The sequence below is a fragment of the Mycobacterium conspicuum genome (assembly GCF_010730195.1).
GTDB classification, from domain to species: domain Bacteria; phylum Actinomycetota; class Actinomycetes; order Mycobacteriales; family Mycobacteriaceae; genus Mycobacterium; species Mycobacterium conspicuum.
Genome location: NZ_AP022613.1, coordinates 2,652,893 through 2,674,402 on the forward strand (window position 1 = coordinate 2,652,893; position 21,510 = coordinate 2,674,402).

The 21,510-nt window shown below is 70.0% G+C and carries 1 pseudogene; it reads left to right on the forward strand.

Annotated elements, in window-relative coordinates:
• Positions 1-12 precede the first annotated feature (12 nt).
• A pseudogene (locus G6N66_RS30575) lies at positions 13-21,492 on the forward strand (non-ribosomal peptide synthase/polyketide synthase); the annotation flags it as partial.
• Positions 21,493-21,510 lie beyond the last annotated feature (18 nt).

Consider the following 21,510-nt stretch of genomic DNA (forward strand, 5'->3'; position numbering starts at 1 on the left):
AAGCGTAACGGGGATGAGCCGGTCAAGATCCGTGGCTACCGTGTCGAGCTGGGGGAGGTTCGGGCCGCGCTGGCGGAGCTGGCGGGGGTGGATCGGGCGGCGGTGATCGTCCGCGAGGACCGCCCCGGCGACCGGCGACTGGTCGGCTATGTCACCGAGTCCCGCCGTGGGGCGGTGGACCCGGCCGGGGCGCGCGCGGGGCTGGCGGAGCGGTTGCCGTCCTACATGATTCCGGCCGAGGTGCTGGTGCTCGAAGCGCTGCCGTTGACCGCCGACGGCGACGTCGACACCCGCGCCCTGCCGGCACCGGAGCCGCGCATCGACCCCCGCATCAAGCAAGTGCTGCACGACGTCTTCGCGCGCCTGCTCGGCGTGGACGAGGTCGGCATCGACGAGTCGTTCTTCGATCTGGGCGGGGATTCGTTGTCGGCGATGCGGGCCATCACCGCGGTCAACGCGGCCCTGGACGTCGACCTCAAGGTGGGCGCCCTGTTCAACTCGCCGACGATCGCCCAGTTGGCGGCGCGCATCGACGGCAACTCTGGTGGGCTCATGCCGTTGCGGGCCGGGGCGCGGCCCGCGGTGATTCCGTTGTCGTTCGCGCAGAGCAGGCTGTGGTTCATCGCCCAATTGCAGGGGCCCTCACCGGTTTACAACCGGTCGATGGCGCTGCGCCTGCGAGGGCAGCTGGATGTCGACGCACTGCAGGTGGCGCTGGTCGATCTGGTGGGTCGGCACGAGAGCCTGCGCACCGTGTTTTCGGCGGTCGACGGGATACCCCAGCAACTGATCGTTTCGGGCGATCGCGCCGACTTCGGCTGGGGGGTCGTGGATGCGACGGGATGGCCGGCGGACACGTTGAGCGAGGCCATCGAAGAGGCGGCGCGTGGCTGTTTCGACCTGGAAGCCGAAATTCCGTTCCGGGCAAGGCTTTTCCGTGTCGCAGACTGCGAGCACGTGTTGCTCATCACGCTGCACCACATCGCCGGAGACGGTTGGTCGATCGGTGTGCTGGCCGCCGATCTGGGAGCGGCCTACGTCAGCCGGTGCGCCGGCCAGGCCCCGGGCTGGGCCGAATTGCCGGTGCAGTACGTCGATTACGCGCTGTGGCAGCGGGAGAATCTCGGTGATCTGGCGGACCGAAACAGCCCATTGGCGGCCCAAGTCGGCTATTGGGAAGAGGCGCTCGCAGGCATGCCCGACCGCCTTGCTCTGCCGACCGATCGGCCCTACCCGTTGGTCGCCGACCACCGTGGCGCCAGCGTGGTGGTGGAGTGGTCGGCCGACTTGCAGCGGCGGGTGGGAAGCGTTGCCCACGAATATAATTCGACCAGCTTCATGGTGGTTCAAGCCGCCCTGGCGGCGCTGTTGTCGCGCCTGAGCAGCAGCGCCGACGTGGCGGTGGGATTCCCGATCGCCGGCCGCGGAGATCCGGCCCTGGACGGCCTGATCGGATTCTTCGTCAACACCCTGGTGTTGCGGACCGACCTGACCGGGAATCCGACCTTCACCGAGCTACTCGATCAGGTACGACAGCGAAGCCTGTCCGCCTACGAGCACCAGGACGTGCCCTTCGAAGCGCTTGTCGATAGGCTCAACCCCCCGCGATCGCGGACGCATCACCCGCTGATCCAGGTGATGTTGGCCTGGCAGAACTTCACCTGGCAATACGACGACCCCGCCGCCGGGCTGGCGCTGGGGGATCTGCAAGCAAGTCCCATGGCGCTGCGCACCCACACCGCCCGCATGGATCTGGTGTTCTCCCTGGCTGAACGCTTCACCGACAACGGTGTGCCCGACGGCATCGTCGGGACGGTGGAATTCCGCACCGACGTGTTCGACGCCGCCAGCATCGAGACGCTGGTGCGGCGTTTCGAAAAGGTCTTGGTCGCGGTGACGGCCGACCCGACGGCGCGGGTGTCGTCGTTGGATCTGCTCGACGCCGGGGAACGGGCCCTGCTGCAGGGCTGGGGTAACCGGTCGGCATTGACTCGGGCCGCGCCCGCGGCTGTGGCGATTCCCGAGGTGTTTGCCGCCCAGGCCGCGCGGTCGCCCGACTCGGTGGCGCTGGTGTGCGCAGACCGCTCGTGGACGTACCGGGACGTCGAGGAAGCGTCGAATCGGTTGGCGCACTTACTTGTTGACCGTGGCATCGGCTCGGGCGCGTGTGTGGCGTTGCTGTGTGAGCGGTCGGCGGAGGCGATCGTCGCGATCCTGGCGGTGCTCAAGACCGGGGCGGCGTACGTACCGCTGGACCCGGCCCACCCGGCGGCGCGTACCGATTTCATGCTCGGGGATGCCGCGCCGACGGCCGCGATCACCACCGCCGCACTGCGCCCGCGGCTGGATGGACACGACTTGCCCGTCCTCGACGTCGCCGACCCGTGCATCGCCGGCTACCCGTGCACGAGCTTGCCCGCGCCGGCGGCGGACGGCATCGCGTACGTCATCTACACCTCGGGCACGACCGGTGCGCCCAAGGGTGTGGCCATTACGCATCGCAACCTGACCCAGCTGATCGCGTCGCTGGACGCGGGCCTCCCGACGGCCGCGGAGCAGGTGTGGACGCAATGCCACTCCTATGTCTTCGACTTCTCGGTGTGGGAGACCTGGGGTGCGCTCTTGCGGGGCGGCCGGCTGGTGGTGGTGCCCGAGTCGGTGGCGGGCTCGCCGAGCGACTTCCACGAACTGCTGGTCTCGCAGCGGGTCAACGTGATCACCCAGACCCCGTCGGCGGTGGGGGCATTGTCGACCGACGGGCTGGACTCCGCGGCCTTGCTGGTGGGCGGCGAGGCATGCCCGGCCGAGGTGGTGGATCGGTGGGCCCCCGGGCGGGTGATGATCAACGCCTACGGTCCCACCGAAACCACCATCTATGTGGCGCTGAGCGGAGCCCTGCGGGCGCATTCGGGGGTGCCGCCGATCGGGTCGCCCGTGCCCGGGGCGGCCCTGTTCGTGCTGGACGATTGGTTGCAGCCGGTGCCGCCCGGTGTGGTCGGTGAGTTGTACGTGGCCGGCGCCGGTGTGGGCGTCGGATACCTGCGCCGGGCGGGCCTGACGGCGGCGCGCTTCGTGGCGTGCCCGTTCGGTGGAACCGGTGCCCGGATGTATCGCACCGGGGACCTGGTGTGCTGGCGCGCTGACGGCGCGCTGACGTACGTCGGGCGCGCGGATGAGCAGGTCAAGCTGCGTGGCTATCGCATCGAACCCGGCGAGATCCAGGCGGCGCTGGCCGCGCTGCCCGGCGTCGAGCAGGCGGTGGTGATCGCCCGCGAGGATCGCCCCGGGGACAAGCGCCTGGTGGGTTACATCACGGGCAGCGCGGACCCCGCGGCGGCGCGCGAACTGGTCGCCGAGCGGCTGCCCGGCTACATGGTGCCGGCCGCGGTGGTCGCGGTGGCGGCGCTGCCGCTGACGGTCAACGGCAAGCTCGACACCGGTGCGCTGCCGGCGCCGGAGTACCACGACGGTGACCGCTACCGCGCGCCGTCCACGCCGATCGAGGACATCCTGGCCGGCATCTACGCCCGCGTGTTGGGCGTCGAGCGCGTGGGTGTCGAGGATTCTTTCTTCGACCTGGGCGGGGATTCGCTGCTGGCGATGCGCGTGGTCGCCGCGGCCAGCGCGGCCCTGGACGTCGACCTCAGGGTGGGCGCGCTGTTCGATGCGCCGACGGTCGCGCGGTTGGCCGCTCGCGTCGACGGCGGCTCCCGGGGGCTGGCGCCGCTGGTGCCGGCGGATCGGCCCGCGGTGATCCCGCTGTCGTACTCCCAAAGCCGGTTGTGGGTCATCGACCAGCTGGAAGGTCCGTCTCCCCTCTACAACATGGCGATCGCGTTGCGCTGCACCGGCCACCTGGATACCGAGGCGCTGGGCGCGGCACTCGCCGACGTGGTCGGCCGACATGAGAGCCTGCGCACCACGTTTCCCGCCGCCGCCGGGGTGGCGCGGCAGGTCGTTGTGCCCGCGGAGCGCGCGGACTTCGGCTGGGAGGTCGTCGACGCGGCCGACTGGTCGACGGCCCGGCTGCAGGACAGCGCCGAGGAGGAAGCCCGCAGCCCGTTCGATCTGGCGACCGAAATACCGTTGCGGGCAAAGCTTTTCCGGATCACCGACTCCGAGCACGTGCTGGTGGCCGTGGTCCACCACATCGCCGCCGATGGCTGGTCGATCGGTGTGCTGGCCGCCGATTTGGCCGCAGCCTACGCAAGCCGGTGCGCGGGTCAGGCGCCGGACTGGGCGCCCCTGCCGGTGCAGTACGCCGACTACGCGTTGTGGCAGCACGCGCAGTGGGGTGACCTCGGCGGGCAGTTGGCGTATTGGGAGCGGGCCCTGGCCGGACTGCCCCAACGCCTGGAGCTGCCCACCGATCGGCCGTATCCGTTGGTGGCCGATCACCGGGGCGCCAGCGTGACCGTGGAATGGCCGGCCTCGTTGCAGCAACAGCTGGCTTCGGTTGCCCGCGAACACCATTCGACCAGCTTCATGGTGATCCAGGCGGCGCTCGCGGTGCTGTTGTCGCGGCTGAGCGGCAGCGTCGACGTAGCCGTGGGATTCCCGATCGCCGGTCGCGGCGATCCCGCGCTGGATGGGCTGGTGGGGTTTTTCGTCAACACCCTCGTGTTGCGCGTCGACCTCGCCGGGGACCCGACCTTCACCGAACTGCTGGCCCAGGTGCGTCGGCGCAGCCTGGCGGCCTACGAGCATCAAGACGTGCCGTTCGAGGTGCTGGTGGATCGGCTGCAACCCCCACGGTCGCTGAACCATCATCCCCTGATCCAGGTCCTGCTGGCCTGGCAGACCAACACCCCGGGCGAGCTGACTCTGGGTGACGCGCGGGCCACCCCGATGCCGATCGAAACCCACACCGCCCGAATGGATTTGGTGTTCTCCCTGACCGAGCGGCGCACCGGTACCGGTGCGCCGGCCGGGATCGAGGCGACGGTGGAATTCCGGACCGACGTGTTCGACGCGGCCAGCATCGAAACCCTGGTCGACCGGCTGCGGCGGGTTCTGGTCGCGACGACGGCCAATCCGGGGCTGCGCTTGTCGACGGTGGACCTGCTCGACGAGGGTGAGCACCGCCGCCTCGGACGCTGGGGCAACCGGGCGGTGCTGGCCCAGCCCGCGCCGCCCGCGCTGTCGATCCCCGCGGCGTTGGCCGACCAAGTCGAGCGCACGCCCGATGCGGTGGCGGTGAGCTTCGCGGGCCGGTCGATGACCTATCGGGAGCTCGACGACGCGTCCACCCGGTTGGCGCGGTCGCTGACCGGTCATGGTGTTGGCCGCGGTTCCGCTGTGGCGCTGCTGTTCTCGCGTTCCGCGGAGGCCATCGTGGCGATGGCGGCGGTACTCAAATCCGGTGCGGCCTATCTGCCGATCGACCCGTCGCTGCCCGCCGCGCGGATCGCGTTCATGCTCACCGACGCCGCGCCGGTGGCCGCGATGACCGTCACCGCGCTGCGGTCCCGCCTCAACGACTGTGGCCTGCCGGTGATCTGCGTGGACGATCCGGGGGACCCAGGCGAAGCCATGCCCTCACCGGACGCCCCGGATGCCCCGGATGCCCAAGACATCGCCTACATCATCTACACCTCGGGCACGACCGGTGTGCCCAAAGGGGTGGCCATCGCCCACCGCAACGTCACCCAACTGTTCGGGCTCACCGGTTTCTTTGAAACCGACAGTCGCCCAACGCCGTTCACCGTGAGTCAGTGGCACTCCTACGCGTTCGATGTGTCGGCGTGGGAGATCTGGGGCGCGCTGCTGGCCGGCGGTCGGTTGGTGGTGGTGCCCGACGAAGTCGCGGCCGCCCCGAATGATCTGCACGCGTTGCTGGCGGCCGAACGAGTCGACGTGGTCAGCCAAACCCCCTCGGCGGCAAGAATGTTGCCACCGACGGGCCTGGAATCGGCGGCGCTGGTGGTGGCCGGCGAGGCCTGCGCGGCCGAGGTGGTGGACAGTTGGGCGCCCGGACGGGTGATGATCAACGCCTACGGCCCCACCGAGACCACGATCTATGCATCGATGAGCACGGTCTTGACCCCGGGTTCCGGGGTGCCGCCGATCGGCTCACCCGTCGCCGGGGCGGCGTTGTTCGTTCTGGACGCGTGGCTGCGACCGGTGCCGCCCGGGGTGGTCGGCGAGTTGTACGTGTCGGGTCGCGGTGTGGGCGTTGGGTATTGGCGTCGCGGCGGGCTGACGGCGTCACGGTTCGTTGCCTGCCCGTTTGGCGGCTCGGCAGCGCCCGGCACGAGAATGTACCGCACCGGGGACCTGGTGCGCTGGCGGGCGGATGGTCAGCTGGACTACCTGGGCCGCGCCGACGAACAGGTCAAGATTCGCGGCTACCGCATCGAGTGCGGCGAAGTCGCCACCGCCCTAACCGGATTGGACGGGGTGCGGCAGGCAGTCGTGATCGCCCGCGAGGACCGCGAGGGCGACAAGCGTCTGGTGGGCTACATCACCGGAACCGCCGACCCGGCGCGGTTGCGCGCCGAATTGGCCGAGCGCCTCCCGTCTTACATGGTGCCGGCCGCGGTGGTGGCACTTGATGCGCTGCCGCTGACGGTCAACGGCAAGCTCGACAGGCGTGCCCTGCCGGCGCCCGAATACGGCGATGTCGAGGCCTATCGCGCCCCGTCGACCCCTACCGAGGAGATCCTGGCCGCGATCTACGCCGAGGTGCTGGGCATGAAACGCGTCGGCGTGGACGAGTCATTCTTCGATCTCGGCGGCGACAGCATCCTGTCCATGCAAGTGGTGGCGCGGGCGCGTGCTGCCGGCGTGCTGTGCAAGCCGGGCGACATCTTCGTCGAGCAGACGGTCAGCAGGTTGGCCGCTGTAGCACGGGTCACCGCGGCCGCGGCCGCCGTCGACGACGGGGTTGGCTTGGTGCCGGCCACCCCGATCATGCGATGGCTGCACGCGGTGGACGGCCCCGTCGACCAGTTCAACCAGACGATCGTGTTGCAGGCACCCGCCGAGGTGACGGAGGCCGACGTCGCGGTCGCGCTGCAGGCCGTGCTGGACCGGCACGCCATGCTGCGCCTGCAGGTGGACAGGAACGACCCAGCCGGGTCGTTGTGGGTGCCCGAACCGGGTTCGGTGGACGCGAAAAGTCACCTGCACGCCGTCGACGAACTGTCCGATGATGCGCTGGCGCAGGCCCGGTCCCGGTTGGATCCGGCCGACGGCGTGATGCTCAGCGCGCTGTGGGCCACCGACACCGCGCAGCTTGCGCTGACGGTGCACCATCTGGCCGTCGACGGGGTGTCCTGGCGGATCCTGCTGGGCGACCTCGCCACCGCATGGGCGCAGCACAGTTGCGCGCTGCCGGTCGAGTTGCCGCCGGCGGGCACGTCGTTTCAACGGTGGGCGTCGCTGCTGGAGGAATACGCGCACGACCCAGCGGTGCTCGAGCAGGCGGACCGCTGGCGCCAGGTGCTCGCGGCGCCCCCGGTGTTGCCAGCGCTGAGTCCCGTGATGGACACCTTCTCCACGGCCGGCGAGGCGTCGATGACCCTGGACGTCGAGACCACCCGCGCGCTGCTCGGCGCGGTTCCCGCAGCGTTTCATGCTGGCGTGCAAGACATCCTGTTGATCGCGTTTGCCCTGGCGTGCGCCGAGTTCTTTGCGACCGGCGGCGCGCCCACCGGCATCGACGTCGAGGGTCACGGGCGGCACGAGGAGCTCGCCCCCGACCTCGACCTATCCCGCACGGTCGGCTGGTTCACCGCGAAATACCCTGTCGCGCTTGCGGTTAGCGGGCTGCACTGGTCGGCGGTCAAAGCCGGCGACGCCGCGCTGGGAACGGTGCTGAAGGACGCCAAGGAACAGCTGCGTGGCCTGCCGAACCCCTTGACCTACGGTGTGCTGCGCTACCTCAGCCCCGACTCGGAGCTGAGTGGCCCGGACCCGGCCATCGGGTTCAATTACCTTGGCCGCCTTGGCATCCAGGGCGAGACGGCAAACGGCTGGCGAGTCTGCCCGCGGGATTCGGGCAACAGCAACACCGGGCTGCCGATGCCGCTGCCGCACGCCGTCGAGGTGAACGCCGTCGCCTCAGAAAGTGACGCCGGTCCGCGGTTGCGCGCCGACTGGCTGTGGGCATCGTCGGTGCTGAATCGGCCTCAGGTCGAGCGGCTCGGCCGGTTGTGGTTCGAGGCGCTGGCCGGGATCTGCGCGCACGTCCAACGCGGCGGCGGTGGGCTGACGCCCTCGGACATCGTGCCCGCCCGGTTGAGCCAGCAGCAGATCGACGAGCTGCAGCGGCAGTACTCGCTCGCCGATGTGCTGCCGTTGTCGCCGGTGCAGCAAGGACTGCTGTTTCACGCCACGCACGACCACGACGACGTGTACGCGGTGCAACTGGATTTCACGATCACCGGAGCCCTTGATCCCGGCCGGCTGCGCGACGCGGTGCAGGCGGTGATCGAGCGGCATCCCCAGTTGGCAGCGCGGTTCTGCGATCGGTTCGAGGAACCGGTGCAAATCATTCCGGCCGAGCCGGTGGCGCCGTGGCGCTATCTCGAGGTCGCTACCGATCAGCAGGTCGAGCGGGTGTGCGCCGACGAGCGGGCGGCGGCGTGCGGACTGGGCGACGAGCCGGCGTTTCGGGCCGCGCTAATCCGCACGGCCGAGCAGCGGTATCGCTTCGTGCTGACCAATCACCACATCGTGCTGGACGGCTGGTCGATGCCAATCCTGTTGCGGGAGATCTTCGCCGGATACGACGGGCAAACGCTGCCCGCGCCCGGCTCGTACCGCCGGTACATGGCCTGGCTGGCCGGCCGCGACCTGAGCGCTGCCCGCGCGGCCTGGGGGGAGGTGCTGGCCGGCCTCGACACCCCGACATTGGTCGGCCCGCCGGACTGGGTGGGCGCGGGTCCGCGGAGCGCGACGTCGGTGCGGGTACCGCTGGCCACCACCCGGGCGGTGAGCCGGCTGGCGCGCAGCTGCCACACCACCGTGAACACCGTGTTGCAGGCCGCCTGGGCGCAGCTGCTGATGGGGCTGACCGGACAGCATGATGTGGTTTTCGGCTGCCCCGTTTCGGGGCGCCCGGCCGAGCTGCCAGGCGCGGACTCGACGCTGGGGCTGTTGATCAACACGGTGCCGGTGCGGGCGACGATGACCGCGACGATGACCACCGCGGCCCTGCTCGATCAGCTGCAGGACGCGCACAGCGCAACGCTGGAGCACCAGCACCTCGCGCTGAGCGAGATTCACCGCGTCACCGGCCGGGAGCGGCTGTTCGACACGTTGTTCGTCTACCAGAACTATCCGATCGACACCGGGGTACTGCTCGGCGGAACCCACGGATTGGCCATCACCGAGAGCGCCAGCCGCGATTACACCCACTACCCGTTGACAATTCGCGTGCTGCCCGGCAGTGAGCTCGGGCTTCGGGTCGAGTTCGACACCGACGTGTTCGACGCCGACGACATCGACGCGTTGATCGCCCGGCTGCAGAAACTGTTGGCGGCCATGACCACGGACCCGAGCCGGCGGCTGTCGTCGATCGATGTGGTGGATGGCCACGAGCGCGCCCGACTGCATCGGTGGGGCAACCGGGCCGCGTTGAGCCGGCGGCCGGCGGCGGCGTCGATTCCCGCCTTGTTCACCGCCCAGGTGCACCGCTCACCGGACGCGGCGGCGCTGACGTTCGAGGGCCGCTCGATGACGTATCGCGAGCTGGACGAAGCCGCTAATCGGTTGGCGCACTTGCTGTCTGGTCGCGGAGCGGGCCCGGGGGCGTGTGTGGCGGTGCTGTTGGAGCGGTCGGCCGAGGCGATCGTGGCGATCTTGGCGGTGCTTAAGACCGGGGCCGCCTATCTGCCCGTCGATGCCGCACTGCCCGCGGCGCGAGTCGGGTTCATGATCGCCGATGCCGCCCCGATCGCCGCGATCAGCACCGCGGCGCTGGCCGGCCGGCTCGCCGAACATCACCTGCCGGTCATCGATATCGCGGACCCGTCCCTGATCGACTATCCCTGCGCGGCAGCGCCTTTCGACCCGGACCCGCAGGACATCGCCTACGTCATCTACACCTCGGGAACGACCGGAGTTCCCAAGGGTGTGGCCGTGACCCATCGCAACGTCGCCCAGCTGGTCGAGTCGCGGCACGCCCATCTGCCCGCGGCCGGGGTGTGGTCACAATGGCATTCGCTGGCCTTCGACGTCTCGGTCTGGGAGATCTGGGGCGCGCTCCTGCACGGCGGGAGGCTGGTCGTCGCGCCCGAGTGGGTGGCCCGCTCACCCGAAGACTTCCACGCCTTACTGGTCGCCGAGCACGCCACCGTCATCTGCCAGACCCCGTCCGCGCTGGGGATGCTTTCACCCCGGGGACTGGAATCGGCGGCGCTGGTGGTGGCCGGTGAGGCCTGCCCGGCCGAGTTGGTGGACCGGTGGGCGCCCGGGCGAGTGATGATCAACGCCTACGGCCCCACCGAGGCCACGGTGTATGCGGCGACGAGTGCGCCGCTAGCTCCCTCGGGGTCGCGGGCCGTGCCGATCGGTTCACCGGTGCCGGGGGCGGCGTTATTCGTGCTGGACGGCTGGCTCCGTCCGGTACCGGCCGGGGTGGTCGGGGAGTTGTACGTGGCCGGTGCCGGGGTGACCGTGGGGTATTGGCGCCAGGCCGGGCTGACGGCGTCGCGGTTCGTGGCGTGTCCTTTTGCAACCGGTCAACGCATGTATCGCACCGGGGACCTGGCCTGCTGGGGTGCCGATGGGAAACTGCGGTATCTGGGGCGTGCCGACGAGCAGGTCAAAGTCCGCGGATATCGCATTGAGTTGGGTGAAATCGAAAGCACCCTGCTGGCCTGCCCGCAGGTCAATCAGGCCGCCGCCACCGCACACCGCGGCGCCACCGGGGGCGCGCACCTCGTCGCTTACGTCACCTTCCGACACGGCGCCGCCGCCCACCACGACGCCGAGCAAGACGCGGAAATCGTCGGACAGTGGCAACACGTGTACGACGAGCTGTATGGCGCGCAGGTCGATACGCCCGGATTTGGCATGGATTTTCGCGGCTGGAATAGCAGCTACACCGATGATCCGATACCGCTCGAGGAGATGCTGGAGTGGCGTTCGGCCACGGTGGATCGGATCATGGCGCTGCGGCCGCGGCGGGCATTGGAGATCGGCGCGGGCTCGGGCCTGGTGCTGTCACAGATCGCGCCGCACTGCGAAACTTACGTCGCCACCGACATGTCGGCGGCCGCGATCGACAACCTCGCCCGAACGCTGGAGCGATTGCAGATCCCATGGCGTGATCGAATCCAGCTGCTGGCCCAACCGGCGCACGTCACCGATGCACTGCCGCGCGGTCACTTCGACACCATCATCCTCAACTCCGTCGTCCAGTACTTCCCCAACGGGGGATATCTGACCGACCTGATCGACGGCGCAATGGATCTGCTGGCCCCCGGCGGGGCGCTATTCATCGGCGACGTCCGCAACCATGCGCTGCAGGGAGCGTTCCGGGCTGCGGTCGCGCTCGCCCGCACCGCCGGCACCGACACCGCCGAGATCCGTCAACGCGTCCACCGCGCCACGGTCAACGAATCCGAATTGCTGGTTGCCCCAGAGTTTTTCACCACCTGGGCCGGTGACCGTCCGGCGGTGGCCGGGCTCGACATCCAAGTCAAACGCGGCACAGCGGACAACGAACTCAACCGCTACCGCTACGACGTCATCGTGCACAAGGCGCCGACGCCGGCGCGCTCACTGGCCGCCGCCCCCACCTGGTCCTGGCCGGCATCGCCGGGCCTGGACGCCCTGCGCACCCGGCTGACGTCCGAGCATCCCGCCGCCGTGCGCGTCACCGACATCCCCCGCGCCGGACTGATCACCGACGTCCACATCGAGAGCGCGGTGGCCGACGGGCTACCCCTGGCCGACGCACTCGGGCACGGCGCAGACAGCGTCACGCCCGAAGACTTGCACCGTCTCGGCGCAGCAACGGGATACCACGTCGCCGTCACCTGGGGCGGGCTTCCCGGCACCGTCGACGCCGTCTTCTTCACTCCCACCGACGCCGCGCTGACCGACATCTACCTGCCGCTGACGCGGGCCACCCTCAGCAATGACCCGCACATCAACACCAAGGTCACCGCGCTGCGTGAGCGGCTGCGCGCGCAGCTGCCCGAGTACATGGTGCCGACGCAGATCGTGGTGCTCGACGAGTTCCCGTTGAGCGCTTCAGGAAAGCTCGACCGCCAGGCCTTGCCGGCGCCGCAATATCAGGACGGCGATCACTACCGCGCCCCCAGCGGGGCGGTCGAGGAAATCCTGGCCGAGATCTACGCCCAGGTGCTGGGGCTGGAGCGAGTCGGCGTCGACGAATCGTTTTTCGAGCTGGGTGGGGACAGCATCCTGTCGATGCAAGTGGTGGCCCGGGCGCGGGCGGCCGGTGTGCTGTGTCGGCCGCGCGACATCATGGTGGAGCAGACCGTAACCAGGCTCGCCAAGTCGGCGCGGCTGGCCGACGCTGCGTCCGACGTCATCGACGAGGGGCTCGGCCCCGTGCCTGCCACCCCGATCATGCATTGGCTGCGGGGCCTCGGCGGACCCGTCGACGAGTTCAATCAGACGGTGGTGCTGCAGGCCCCGGTGGGGGTAACCGAACACGACGTGTCAATTGTGTTGCAGGCCTTAATAGATCGGCATCCCATGCTGCGGCTCCGTGTCGTGGATGACGGTGCCGGGGGATGGGCCATGACGGTGCCCGAGGCGGGTTCGGTGCGGGTGCGCGAGTGCCTGCGCGTCGTGGCGGCGCTGACCGAGGAGGCGGTGGTCGCGGCCCGGGCCCGGCTCAAGCCGTCGGCGGGGATCATGCTGAGCGCGCTGTGGGTAGCCCCCACCAGCCAGCTGGTCTTGATCCTTCATCATCTGGCCGTCGACGGGGTGTCGTGGCGGATTTTGTTGGGCGACTTCAATATTGCCTGGGCGCAGCATCGCGGCGGGCAGCCGGTGTTGTTGCCGCCGGGCGGGACGTCGTTCGCCCGGTGGGCGGCACTGCTGGTCGACCATGCGCACGCCCCTGCGGTGGTGAACCAGGCGCCGGCCTGGCGTCGGGTGATGGCGGCGCCGGCCGCGCTGCCCGCGCCGCGGCCGGAGGTGGACACCTTCGCCAGCGCCGGGCACCTGTCGGCGCCGCTGGATGTGGAGACCACCCGCATGCTGCTCGGCCCGGTCCCCGCGGCGTTTCACGCTGGCGTGCAAGACATCCTGTTGATCGCCTTCGCCCTGGCATGCGCCGAATGCTTCGGCGCCGGCGCCACGCCGCTCGGCATCGACGTCGAGGGACACGGGCGCGACGAGGAACTGGCCACCCGCGGCGAGCACGTTGACCTGTCACGCACGGTGGGCTGGTTCACCGCCAAATATCCGGTGTCACTGGTGTTGCGCGGGTTGCCGTGGTCGCGGGTGCTCGCCGGCGATCCGACGTTGGGGGCGGCGATCAAGGATGCCAAGGAGCAACTGCGAAACATCCCGGATCCCTTGACCTTTGGAATGTTGCGTTACCTCAACCCCGGCGTCGAGCTTACCGGACCGGACCCGTCGATCGGATTCAACTACCTGGGCCGCCTCGGCGCACCGAATGCGACGGCCGGTGATGACGGGTGGCGGATCTGCCCGCGGGCCGCCGACCGCCACAGCAGCGCCGGGTTGGCGCTGCCGCTGGCGCACGCGGTGGAGGTCAACGCGGCCACCGTGGACACCGACGCCGGCCCGCACCTGCAGGCCGAATTCATGTGGGCGCCGTCGGCGCTCGATCGCGCTCAGGTCACCCGGCTGGGCCAGTTGTGGTTCGACGCGCTGGCCGGCATCTGCGCGCACGTGCGAGCCGGTGGGGGCGGGCTGACGCCCTCGGACGTCGTGCCGGCGCGGCTGAGCCAACAGCAACTCGACGAGCTGCAGCGGCAATACCGCGTCGCCGACGTGCTTCCCCTCACGCCGATGCAGCAGGGGCTGCTCTTCCACGCCGGCACCGCGCGCGGCGGTGACGACGTGTATTGGGTGCAGCTGGATTTCGCCGTGACCGGCTCTCTTGACCCCCAGCGGCTGCGCGCCGCGCTGCAAGCCGTGGTCGATCGGCATCCCAACGTGGCCGCCCGGTTCTGCGACGATTTCGACGAGCCGGTGCAGATCATCCCGGCGGATCCCGCGGTGCCGTGGCGGTACCTGGAACTCGCCGATGACGCGGACGCCGAGGAGCAGATCGATCGGGTGTGCGCCGCCGAGCGTGCCGCGGTCTGCGATCTCACCACCCCGCCGGCGTTTCGGGCCGTCCTGATTCGGGTCGCCGAGCGGCGGCACCGGTTCGTGCTCACCAGCCACCACATCGTGCTCGACGGCTGGTCGACGCCGATCCTGCTGCGGGAAGTCTTCGCCGGCTACCACCGACAGCCGCTGCCGCCCGCCGGGTCGTACCGTCGGTTCGTCACCTGGCTGGCCGATCGTGACCTGGACGCCGCCCGCGCCACCTGGAGCGAGGTGTTCGCCGGCTTCGACACCCCCACCCTGCTGGCCCCGCCGGATCGGTTGGGCCTTACCCGGCAAGGCATTCGGTCATTCCGGGTGCCGGCCGAAACCACGCGGGCCCTCGGCGAGCTGGCCCGCTCCTGCCACACCACCGTCAGTACCGTGCTGCAGGCCGCATGGGCGCAGCTGCTGACGTGGCAGACCGGCCAGCGTGATGTCGCCTTCGGCGTGCCGGTCTCGGGGCGGCCCGTCGAGCTGGCCGGCGCGGAATCGATGGTGGGTCTGTTCATCAACACGGTGCCGGTGCGCGCCAACATCACCGCGGCCACCACCACCGCCGGCCTGCTCGACCAACTGCAACGCACCCACACCAAAACCCTTGAGCACCAACACCTCGCGCTGAGCGAGATTCACCGCCTCACCGGCCACGACCAACTGTTCGACACTCTGCTGGTGTTCGAGAACTACCCGGTCGAAAGCGCGGTCTTCGCGGGTGGCAGCGAATGGGCCATCACCGAATTCCGCACCCGCGAATCGACCCACTATCCGCTGACCGTGCTGGCCCAGCCGGGCCACGAGCTGGGTCTGCGCGTCGAATTCGACGGCGACGTGTTCGACCCGGCCGACATCGAAACGCTCATCGGGCGTTTGCAGCAGATACTCGTCGCGATGACCGCCGACCCGACCCGTCGGCTGTGTTCGATCGATCTGCTCGGCCGAGCCGAGCGCGCCCGCCTCGATGGCTGGGCCAACCGCGCGACGTTGGCCACGCCGCCCACCGCGACGTCGATCCCGGAGTTGTTCGCCGCGCAGGTGCAGCGCGCCCCGGACGCGATCGCGGTCAGTTGCGGGAGCCGTTCGTGGCGCTACGGCGAGTTGGACGAGGCCGCTAATCGGTTGTCGCACTCGCTGTCCGGCCACGGGGCCGGCCCGGGCGCGACGGTGGCGGTGTTGCTGGGGCGCTCGGCCGAGGCCGTCGCCGCGATCCTGGCGGTGCTGAAGACCGGGGCGGCCTACCTGCCGATCGATCCGCAGCTTCCGGCGGCCCGGATCGCGTTCATGCTCGCCGATGCCAGTCCGGTCGCCGCGATCACCACGGCGGACCTGGCGGAGCGGTTGGACGGCCACGGGCTGTTCGTCCTCGATGTGAACGACCCCGCCGTCGACGGTCAACCCGGCACCGCCCCGCCGGCGCCGGCCGCCGACGGTATCGCCTATGTCATGTATACCTCGGGCACCACCGGCGTCCCCAAAGGCGTTGCCATCACCCATCACAACGTGACTCACCTGTTGGGGTCGCCGCATGCCCAACTCCCCCCGGCGGGAGTGTGGTCGCAGTGGCATTCCCTGGCCTTCGATGTGTCGGTCTGGGAGATCTTGGGGGCGTTGCTCGGCGGCGGACGGCTGGTGGTGGTGCCCGAACCGGTGGCCCACTCGTCGGACGACTTGCACGCCCTGTTGGTCACGGAGGGCGTCACCGTCCTGAGTCAGACTCCGTCGGCGGCCGGGGTGCTCTCGCCCGAGGGTCTGGAATCGGCGGCGTTGGTGGTCGCCGGGGAAGCCTGCCCGGCCGAGCTGGTGGACCGCTGGGCGCCCGATCGAGTGATGATCAATGCCTACGGCCCCACCGAGACGTTCTACGCGGCGATGAGCGCGCCGCTTCGCGCCGGGCCGGGTGTCGTGCCGATTGGCTCGCCGGTGCCGGGCTCGGCGCTGTTCGTGCTGGACGGCTGGTTGCGGCCGGTGCCGGCCGGCGTGGTCGGGGAGTTGTACATCGCCGGCGCCGGGGTGGGCGTCGGGTACTGGCGTCGGGCGGGGTTGACGGCGTCGCGGTTCGTGGCCTGCCCGTTTGGCGGCGCGCTGGGCACGCGGATGTATCGCACCGGCGACCTGGTGTGTTGGGGGACCGACGGGCAGCTGCGCTATCTGGGCCGCGCCGACGAGCAGGTCAAGATCCGCGGATACCGCATCGAGCTCGGCGAAGTGCGCGCCGCGCTGGCCGCGCTCGACGGGGTCGAGCAAGCGGTGGCGATCGCCCGCGAGGACCGCCCGGGCCACCCGCGCCTGGTGGGTTATGTCACCGGATCAGCGGACCTGTCGGAGATCCGCGCCCGGTTGGCCGAGCGGCTACCGGCCTACATGGTCCCGGCCGCGGTGATGAACTTGGAGGCGCTGCCGTTGACGCCCAACGGCAAGCTCGACACCCGCGCGCTGCCCGCACCGGAATACCAAGGCGTCGACCGCTACCGGGCCCCCGCCGGCCCGGTCGAGGAGCTCCTGGCCGGCATCTACGCGCAAATATTCGGACTGCAGCGGGTCGGGGTCGACGAATCATTCTTCGACCTGGGCGGCGATTCGCTGCTGGCGATGCGCGTGATCGCCGCCGCCAACAAGGCGCTGGGGGCCGGCCTCGCCGTTCGCACGATATTCGAGGCGCCCACGGTTGCCGAGTTGGCCCGCCGCATGGATGCGAACGCGCACCGACACGCCCCACTGCTGGCGCGGGAGCGGCCCGCGGCCATCCCGTTGTCGTTCGCGCAGAGCCGGCTGTGGTTCCTGGCCCAGTTGTATGGGCCCGTGCCGGTCTACAACATGACCGTGGGGTTGCGGCTGCGCGGCCGCGTGGATGCCGACGCGATGGGCGCGGCCCTGGCCGACGTGGTGGCCCGCCATGAAAGCCTGCGGACGCTGTTCGTTGCGCCCGACGGGATACCGCGGCAGCTCGTCGTATCCGCCGACCGAGCCGATGTCGGGTGGGAGGTCGTCGATGCGATCGGCTGGCCGAGGGCCGGGCTCGCCAGCGCGATCGAGGAGGTGGCGCGGCACAGCTTTGATCTGGCTCACGAGATACCGTTGCGGGCAAGGCTTTTACGGGTCGCCGACGACGAATACGTATTGGTGGCCGTGGTCCACCACATCGCCGCGGATGGTTGGTCGGTGGGCGTGCTGGCCTCCGATCTGGGCGCGGCCTATGCCAGCCGCTGCGCGGGACAGCCACCGGACTGGGTTGAATTGCCTTTGCAGTACGTCGATTACACCCTGTGGCAGCGGGAAACCCTCGGTGATCTCGCGGACCCCGAGAGCCGCCTTGCCGCGCAGCTGGCGTATTGGGAGCAGGCGCTGGCGGGGATGCCGCACCGCCTGGAGCTACCCACCGACCGGCCCTATCCGACCATCGCCGACCACCGCGGCGCCCACGTGGAGGTGCAATGGCCGGCGACGCTGCAGCAGCGGATCACTTCGGTTGCCCGCGAACATAATTCGACCAGCTTCATGCTGCTGCAGGCCGCGCTGGCGGTGCTGCTGTCAAAGCTGAGCGGCAGCGCCGACGTGGCGGTGGGCTTCCCGATCGCCGGTCGCGCTGACGCCGCGCTGGACGGGCTGGTGGGTTTCTTCGTCAACACCCTGGTGCTGCGGGTCGACCTGGCCGGGGATCCGACCTTCGCCGAATTACTCGCCCAGGTGCGGCGGAGCAGCCTGGCCGCCTACGAGCACCAGGACGTTCCGTTTGAGGTGCTCGTCGATCGCCTGCAGCCGTCCCGATCCCAAAGTCATCACCCCCTGATTCAGGTGTTGCTCGCCTGGCAGAACAACGCCCCGGCCGAGCTGCGCCTGGGTGATCTGCAGGTCTCCACGATGCCCGTCGAAACCCATTCCGCCAGCATGGATTTGGCGTTCTCCCTGGCCGAACGCTGCACCGAGGTCGGCCGGCCCGCCGGGATCGGCGGGGCGGTGGAGTTCCGCACCGACGTGTTCGACGCGGCCAGCATCGAGCTGCTGGTGCAGCGGCTGCAACGGGTGTTGGTCGCGCTGACGGCCAACCCCGCGGCGCGGTTGTCGTCGGTGGATCTGCTCGACGAGGCGGAGCGCACCACGCTGGAGCGGTGGGGCAATCGGGCGGCGCTGCCCCACGCGACGCCCGCCCGGGCGTCGATCCCGGCACTGTGGGACGCGCAGGCGGCGCGCAGTCGCGACGCGGTGGCGGTGGTGTTCGGCGCACGGTCGTGGACCTACCGGGAGGTCGACGAGGCCGCCAACCGGCTCGCGCACCTGCTGGCCGAGCACGGCGCAGGCCCGGGATCTCAAGTGGCGCTGATGTTTTCGAGATCGGCCGAGGCGATCGTCGCCATCCTGGCGGTGTTGAAGACCGGGGCCGCGTATCTGCCGATCGACCCGGCGCAACCGGCGGCGCGGTTGGAGTTCATCCTCGCCGACGCCGCCCCGGTGGCTGCGGTCACCACCGCGGAGCTGCGCCCACGCTTCGATGGCCATGACCTGCTGGTGGTCGCCGTCGAGGATCCCGTCATCCATGGCTACCCGTGCACGGCCCCGCCGACGCCCGCCGGCGACGATCTCGCCTACGTCATGTACACCTCCGGCACGACTGGTACACCCAAGGGCGTGGCCATCACCCACCACAACGTGATCCGGCTGGTGGAGTCGCTCGGCGAGGTGCTGCCACGCGCGGGCGTGTGGGCGCAGTGCCATTCGTACGCGTTCGATGTCTCGGCGTGGGAAATGTGGGGCGCGCTGCTGGCCGGCGGCCGGCTGGTGGTGGTGCCCGAATCGGTGACGGTCTCGCCGGGCGACTTCCACGACTTGCTGATCGACGAGCGCGTCGACGTGCTGACCCAGAGCCCGTCCGCGGCGGCCCTGCTGTCGCCCGACGGCCTGGAGTCGATGGCCCTGGTGGTGGGCGCCGAAGCGTGCCCCGCGGAGTTGGTGGACCGGTGGGCGCCCGGGCGGGTGATGATCAACGCCTACGGCCCGACCGAGACGACGGTGGACGCGGCGATGAGCGCACCATTGACGGCGGGATCCGGCGCCCCGCCGATCGGCTCCGCGGTGGCGGGGGCGGCGTTGTTCGTGCTCGACGCCTGGCTGCGGCCGGTACCACCCGGCGTGGTCGGGGAGTTGTACGTGGCCGGTTCCGGGGTGGGGGTCGGGTACGTGCGCCGGGCCGCGTTGACGTCGTCACGGTTTGTCGCCTGCCCGTTCAGCGTGGGCGAGCGCATGTATCGCACCGGGGACCTGGTCCGCTGGCGCCCTGACGGGCAACTGCATTACGTCGGCCGCGCCGACGAGCAGGTCAAGATCCGCGGGTACCGGGTCGAACCCGGCGAGGTGGCCGCGGCATTGACCGAGCTGCCCGGTGTGCGGCAGGCGGCGGTCGTCGCCCGCGAGGACCGCCCCGGCGACAAACGCCTGGTTGCCTATGTCACCGGCACCGCCGACCCGGCCGAAACGCGCGCGCACCTCGCCGAGCGGCTGCCGTCCTACCTGGTGCCCGCCGCGGTGGTGGTGCTCGACGCGCTGCCGCTGACCGTCAACGGCAAACTCGACGTCCGCGCCCTGCCCGCGCCGGAATACCGCGACGGCAAGCACCACCGCGCGCCGTCCACCCCGGTCGAGGAGATCCTGGCCGGCATCTACGCGCGGATCCTGGGCGTCGAGCGCGTCGGCGTGGACGAGTCGTTTTTCGACCTGGGCGGCGATTCGCTGTCCGCGATGCGCGTGATCGCCGCGATCGACGCGGAACTGGCCGTGCCAATCAAGGTGGCGAGCCTGTTCGACGCGCCTTCCGTCGCCGGCCTGAGCCGGCAACTGGGCGGCCCCTCCACCCGCGACGGCGACCCGCGCCTCGCGGCCGTGCACGGGCCTGACGCCCGCGAACTGCACGCCGCCGACCTGACGCTGGACAAGTTCATCGACGCGCCGACGCTGACCGGCGCCCCGGCGCTACCCGGCCCGAGCGCCGAGGTGCGGACCATCCTGCTCACCGGCGCGACCGGGTTCGTGGGTCGGTACCTGGTCCTGGAGTTGCTCGAGCAGTTGGAGCTCGTCGACGGCACGCTGATCTGTCTGGTGCGCGGCGAATCCGACCAGGACGCCCGACGTCGGCTGCACAACACGTTCGACAGCGGCGACCCGCACCTGCTGCGCCGGTTCAGCGAACTGGCCGCCGATCACCTGGAGGTCATCGCCGGCGACAAAGGCGAAGAAAACCTGGGCTTGGCCGCCGGAACCTGGCAGCGGCTCGCCGAAAGCGTCGACCTGATCGTCGATTCCGCGGCGGTGGTCAGCGCGATCCTGCCGTACAGCGAGCTGTTCGGGCCCAACGTCGTCGGCACCGCCGAGCTGATCCGGCTGGCGCTCAGCGCCAAACTCAAGGCCTACAGCTATGTCTCGACCGCCGACGTCGGCGAGCAAATCGATCCCTCGATGTTCACCGAGGACGCCGACATAAGGGCCATCAGCCCGACCCGCACCGCCGATGGCGGCCCGGCCAACGGTTACGCCAACACCAAGTGGGCCGGCGAGGTGCTGCTGCGCGAGGCGAACGACCTGTGCGGGCTGCCGGTCGCGGTGTTCCGCTGCGGCATGGTGCTGGCCGACCCCACCTACGCCGGCCAACTCAACGTGTCGGATACGGTCAGCCGCATGGCGGTAAGCCTGTTGGCCACCGGAATCGCGCCCGGCTCGTTCTACGCGCTCGACCGCGACGGCAACCGGCAACGAGCGCACTTCGACGGCCTGCCAGTCGGATTCGTCGCCGAGGCGATCGCCGCGCTGCGGCCCCAGGTGGTTGGCTCCCGGTCGCGGCGATTCCAGACCTACCACGTGATGAACCCGCACGACGACGGCATCGGCCTCGATGAGTACGTGGACTGGCTGATCGAGGCGGGCTACCCGATCCAACGCATCGACGACTTTGACGAATGGCTGCAGCAGTTCGAGGCGGCGCTGCGCGCCCTGCCGGATCGGCAACGCCGGCACTCGGTGCTGCCGATGCTGGTGCTGGCGCGCAATTCCCGGCGGTTGCGGCCCCTGGAACCCAGCCGCGGATGCGACGCGCCGACCGACCGATTCCGTGCCGCGGTCCGCGAAGCCAAGCTCGGCCCGGACAAGAAGAACCCCGATATCCCGCACGTTACGGCGGCGACCGTCCTCAGCTACGCCACCGATTTGCGGCTACTGGGACTGCTCGGACCGCCATGATCGCATTGCTTCGGGGGC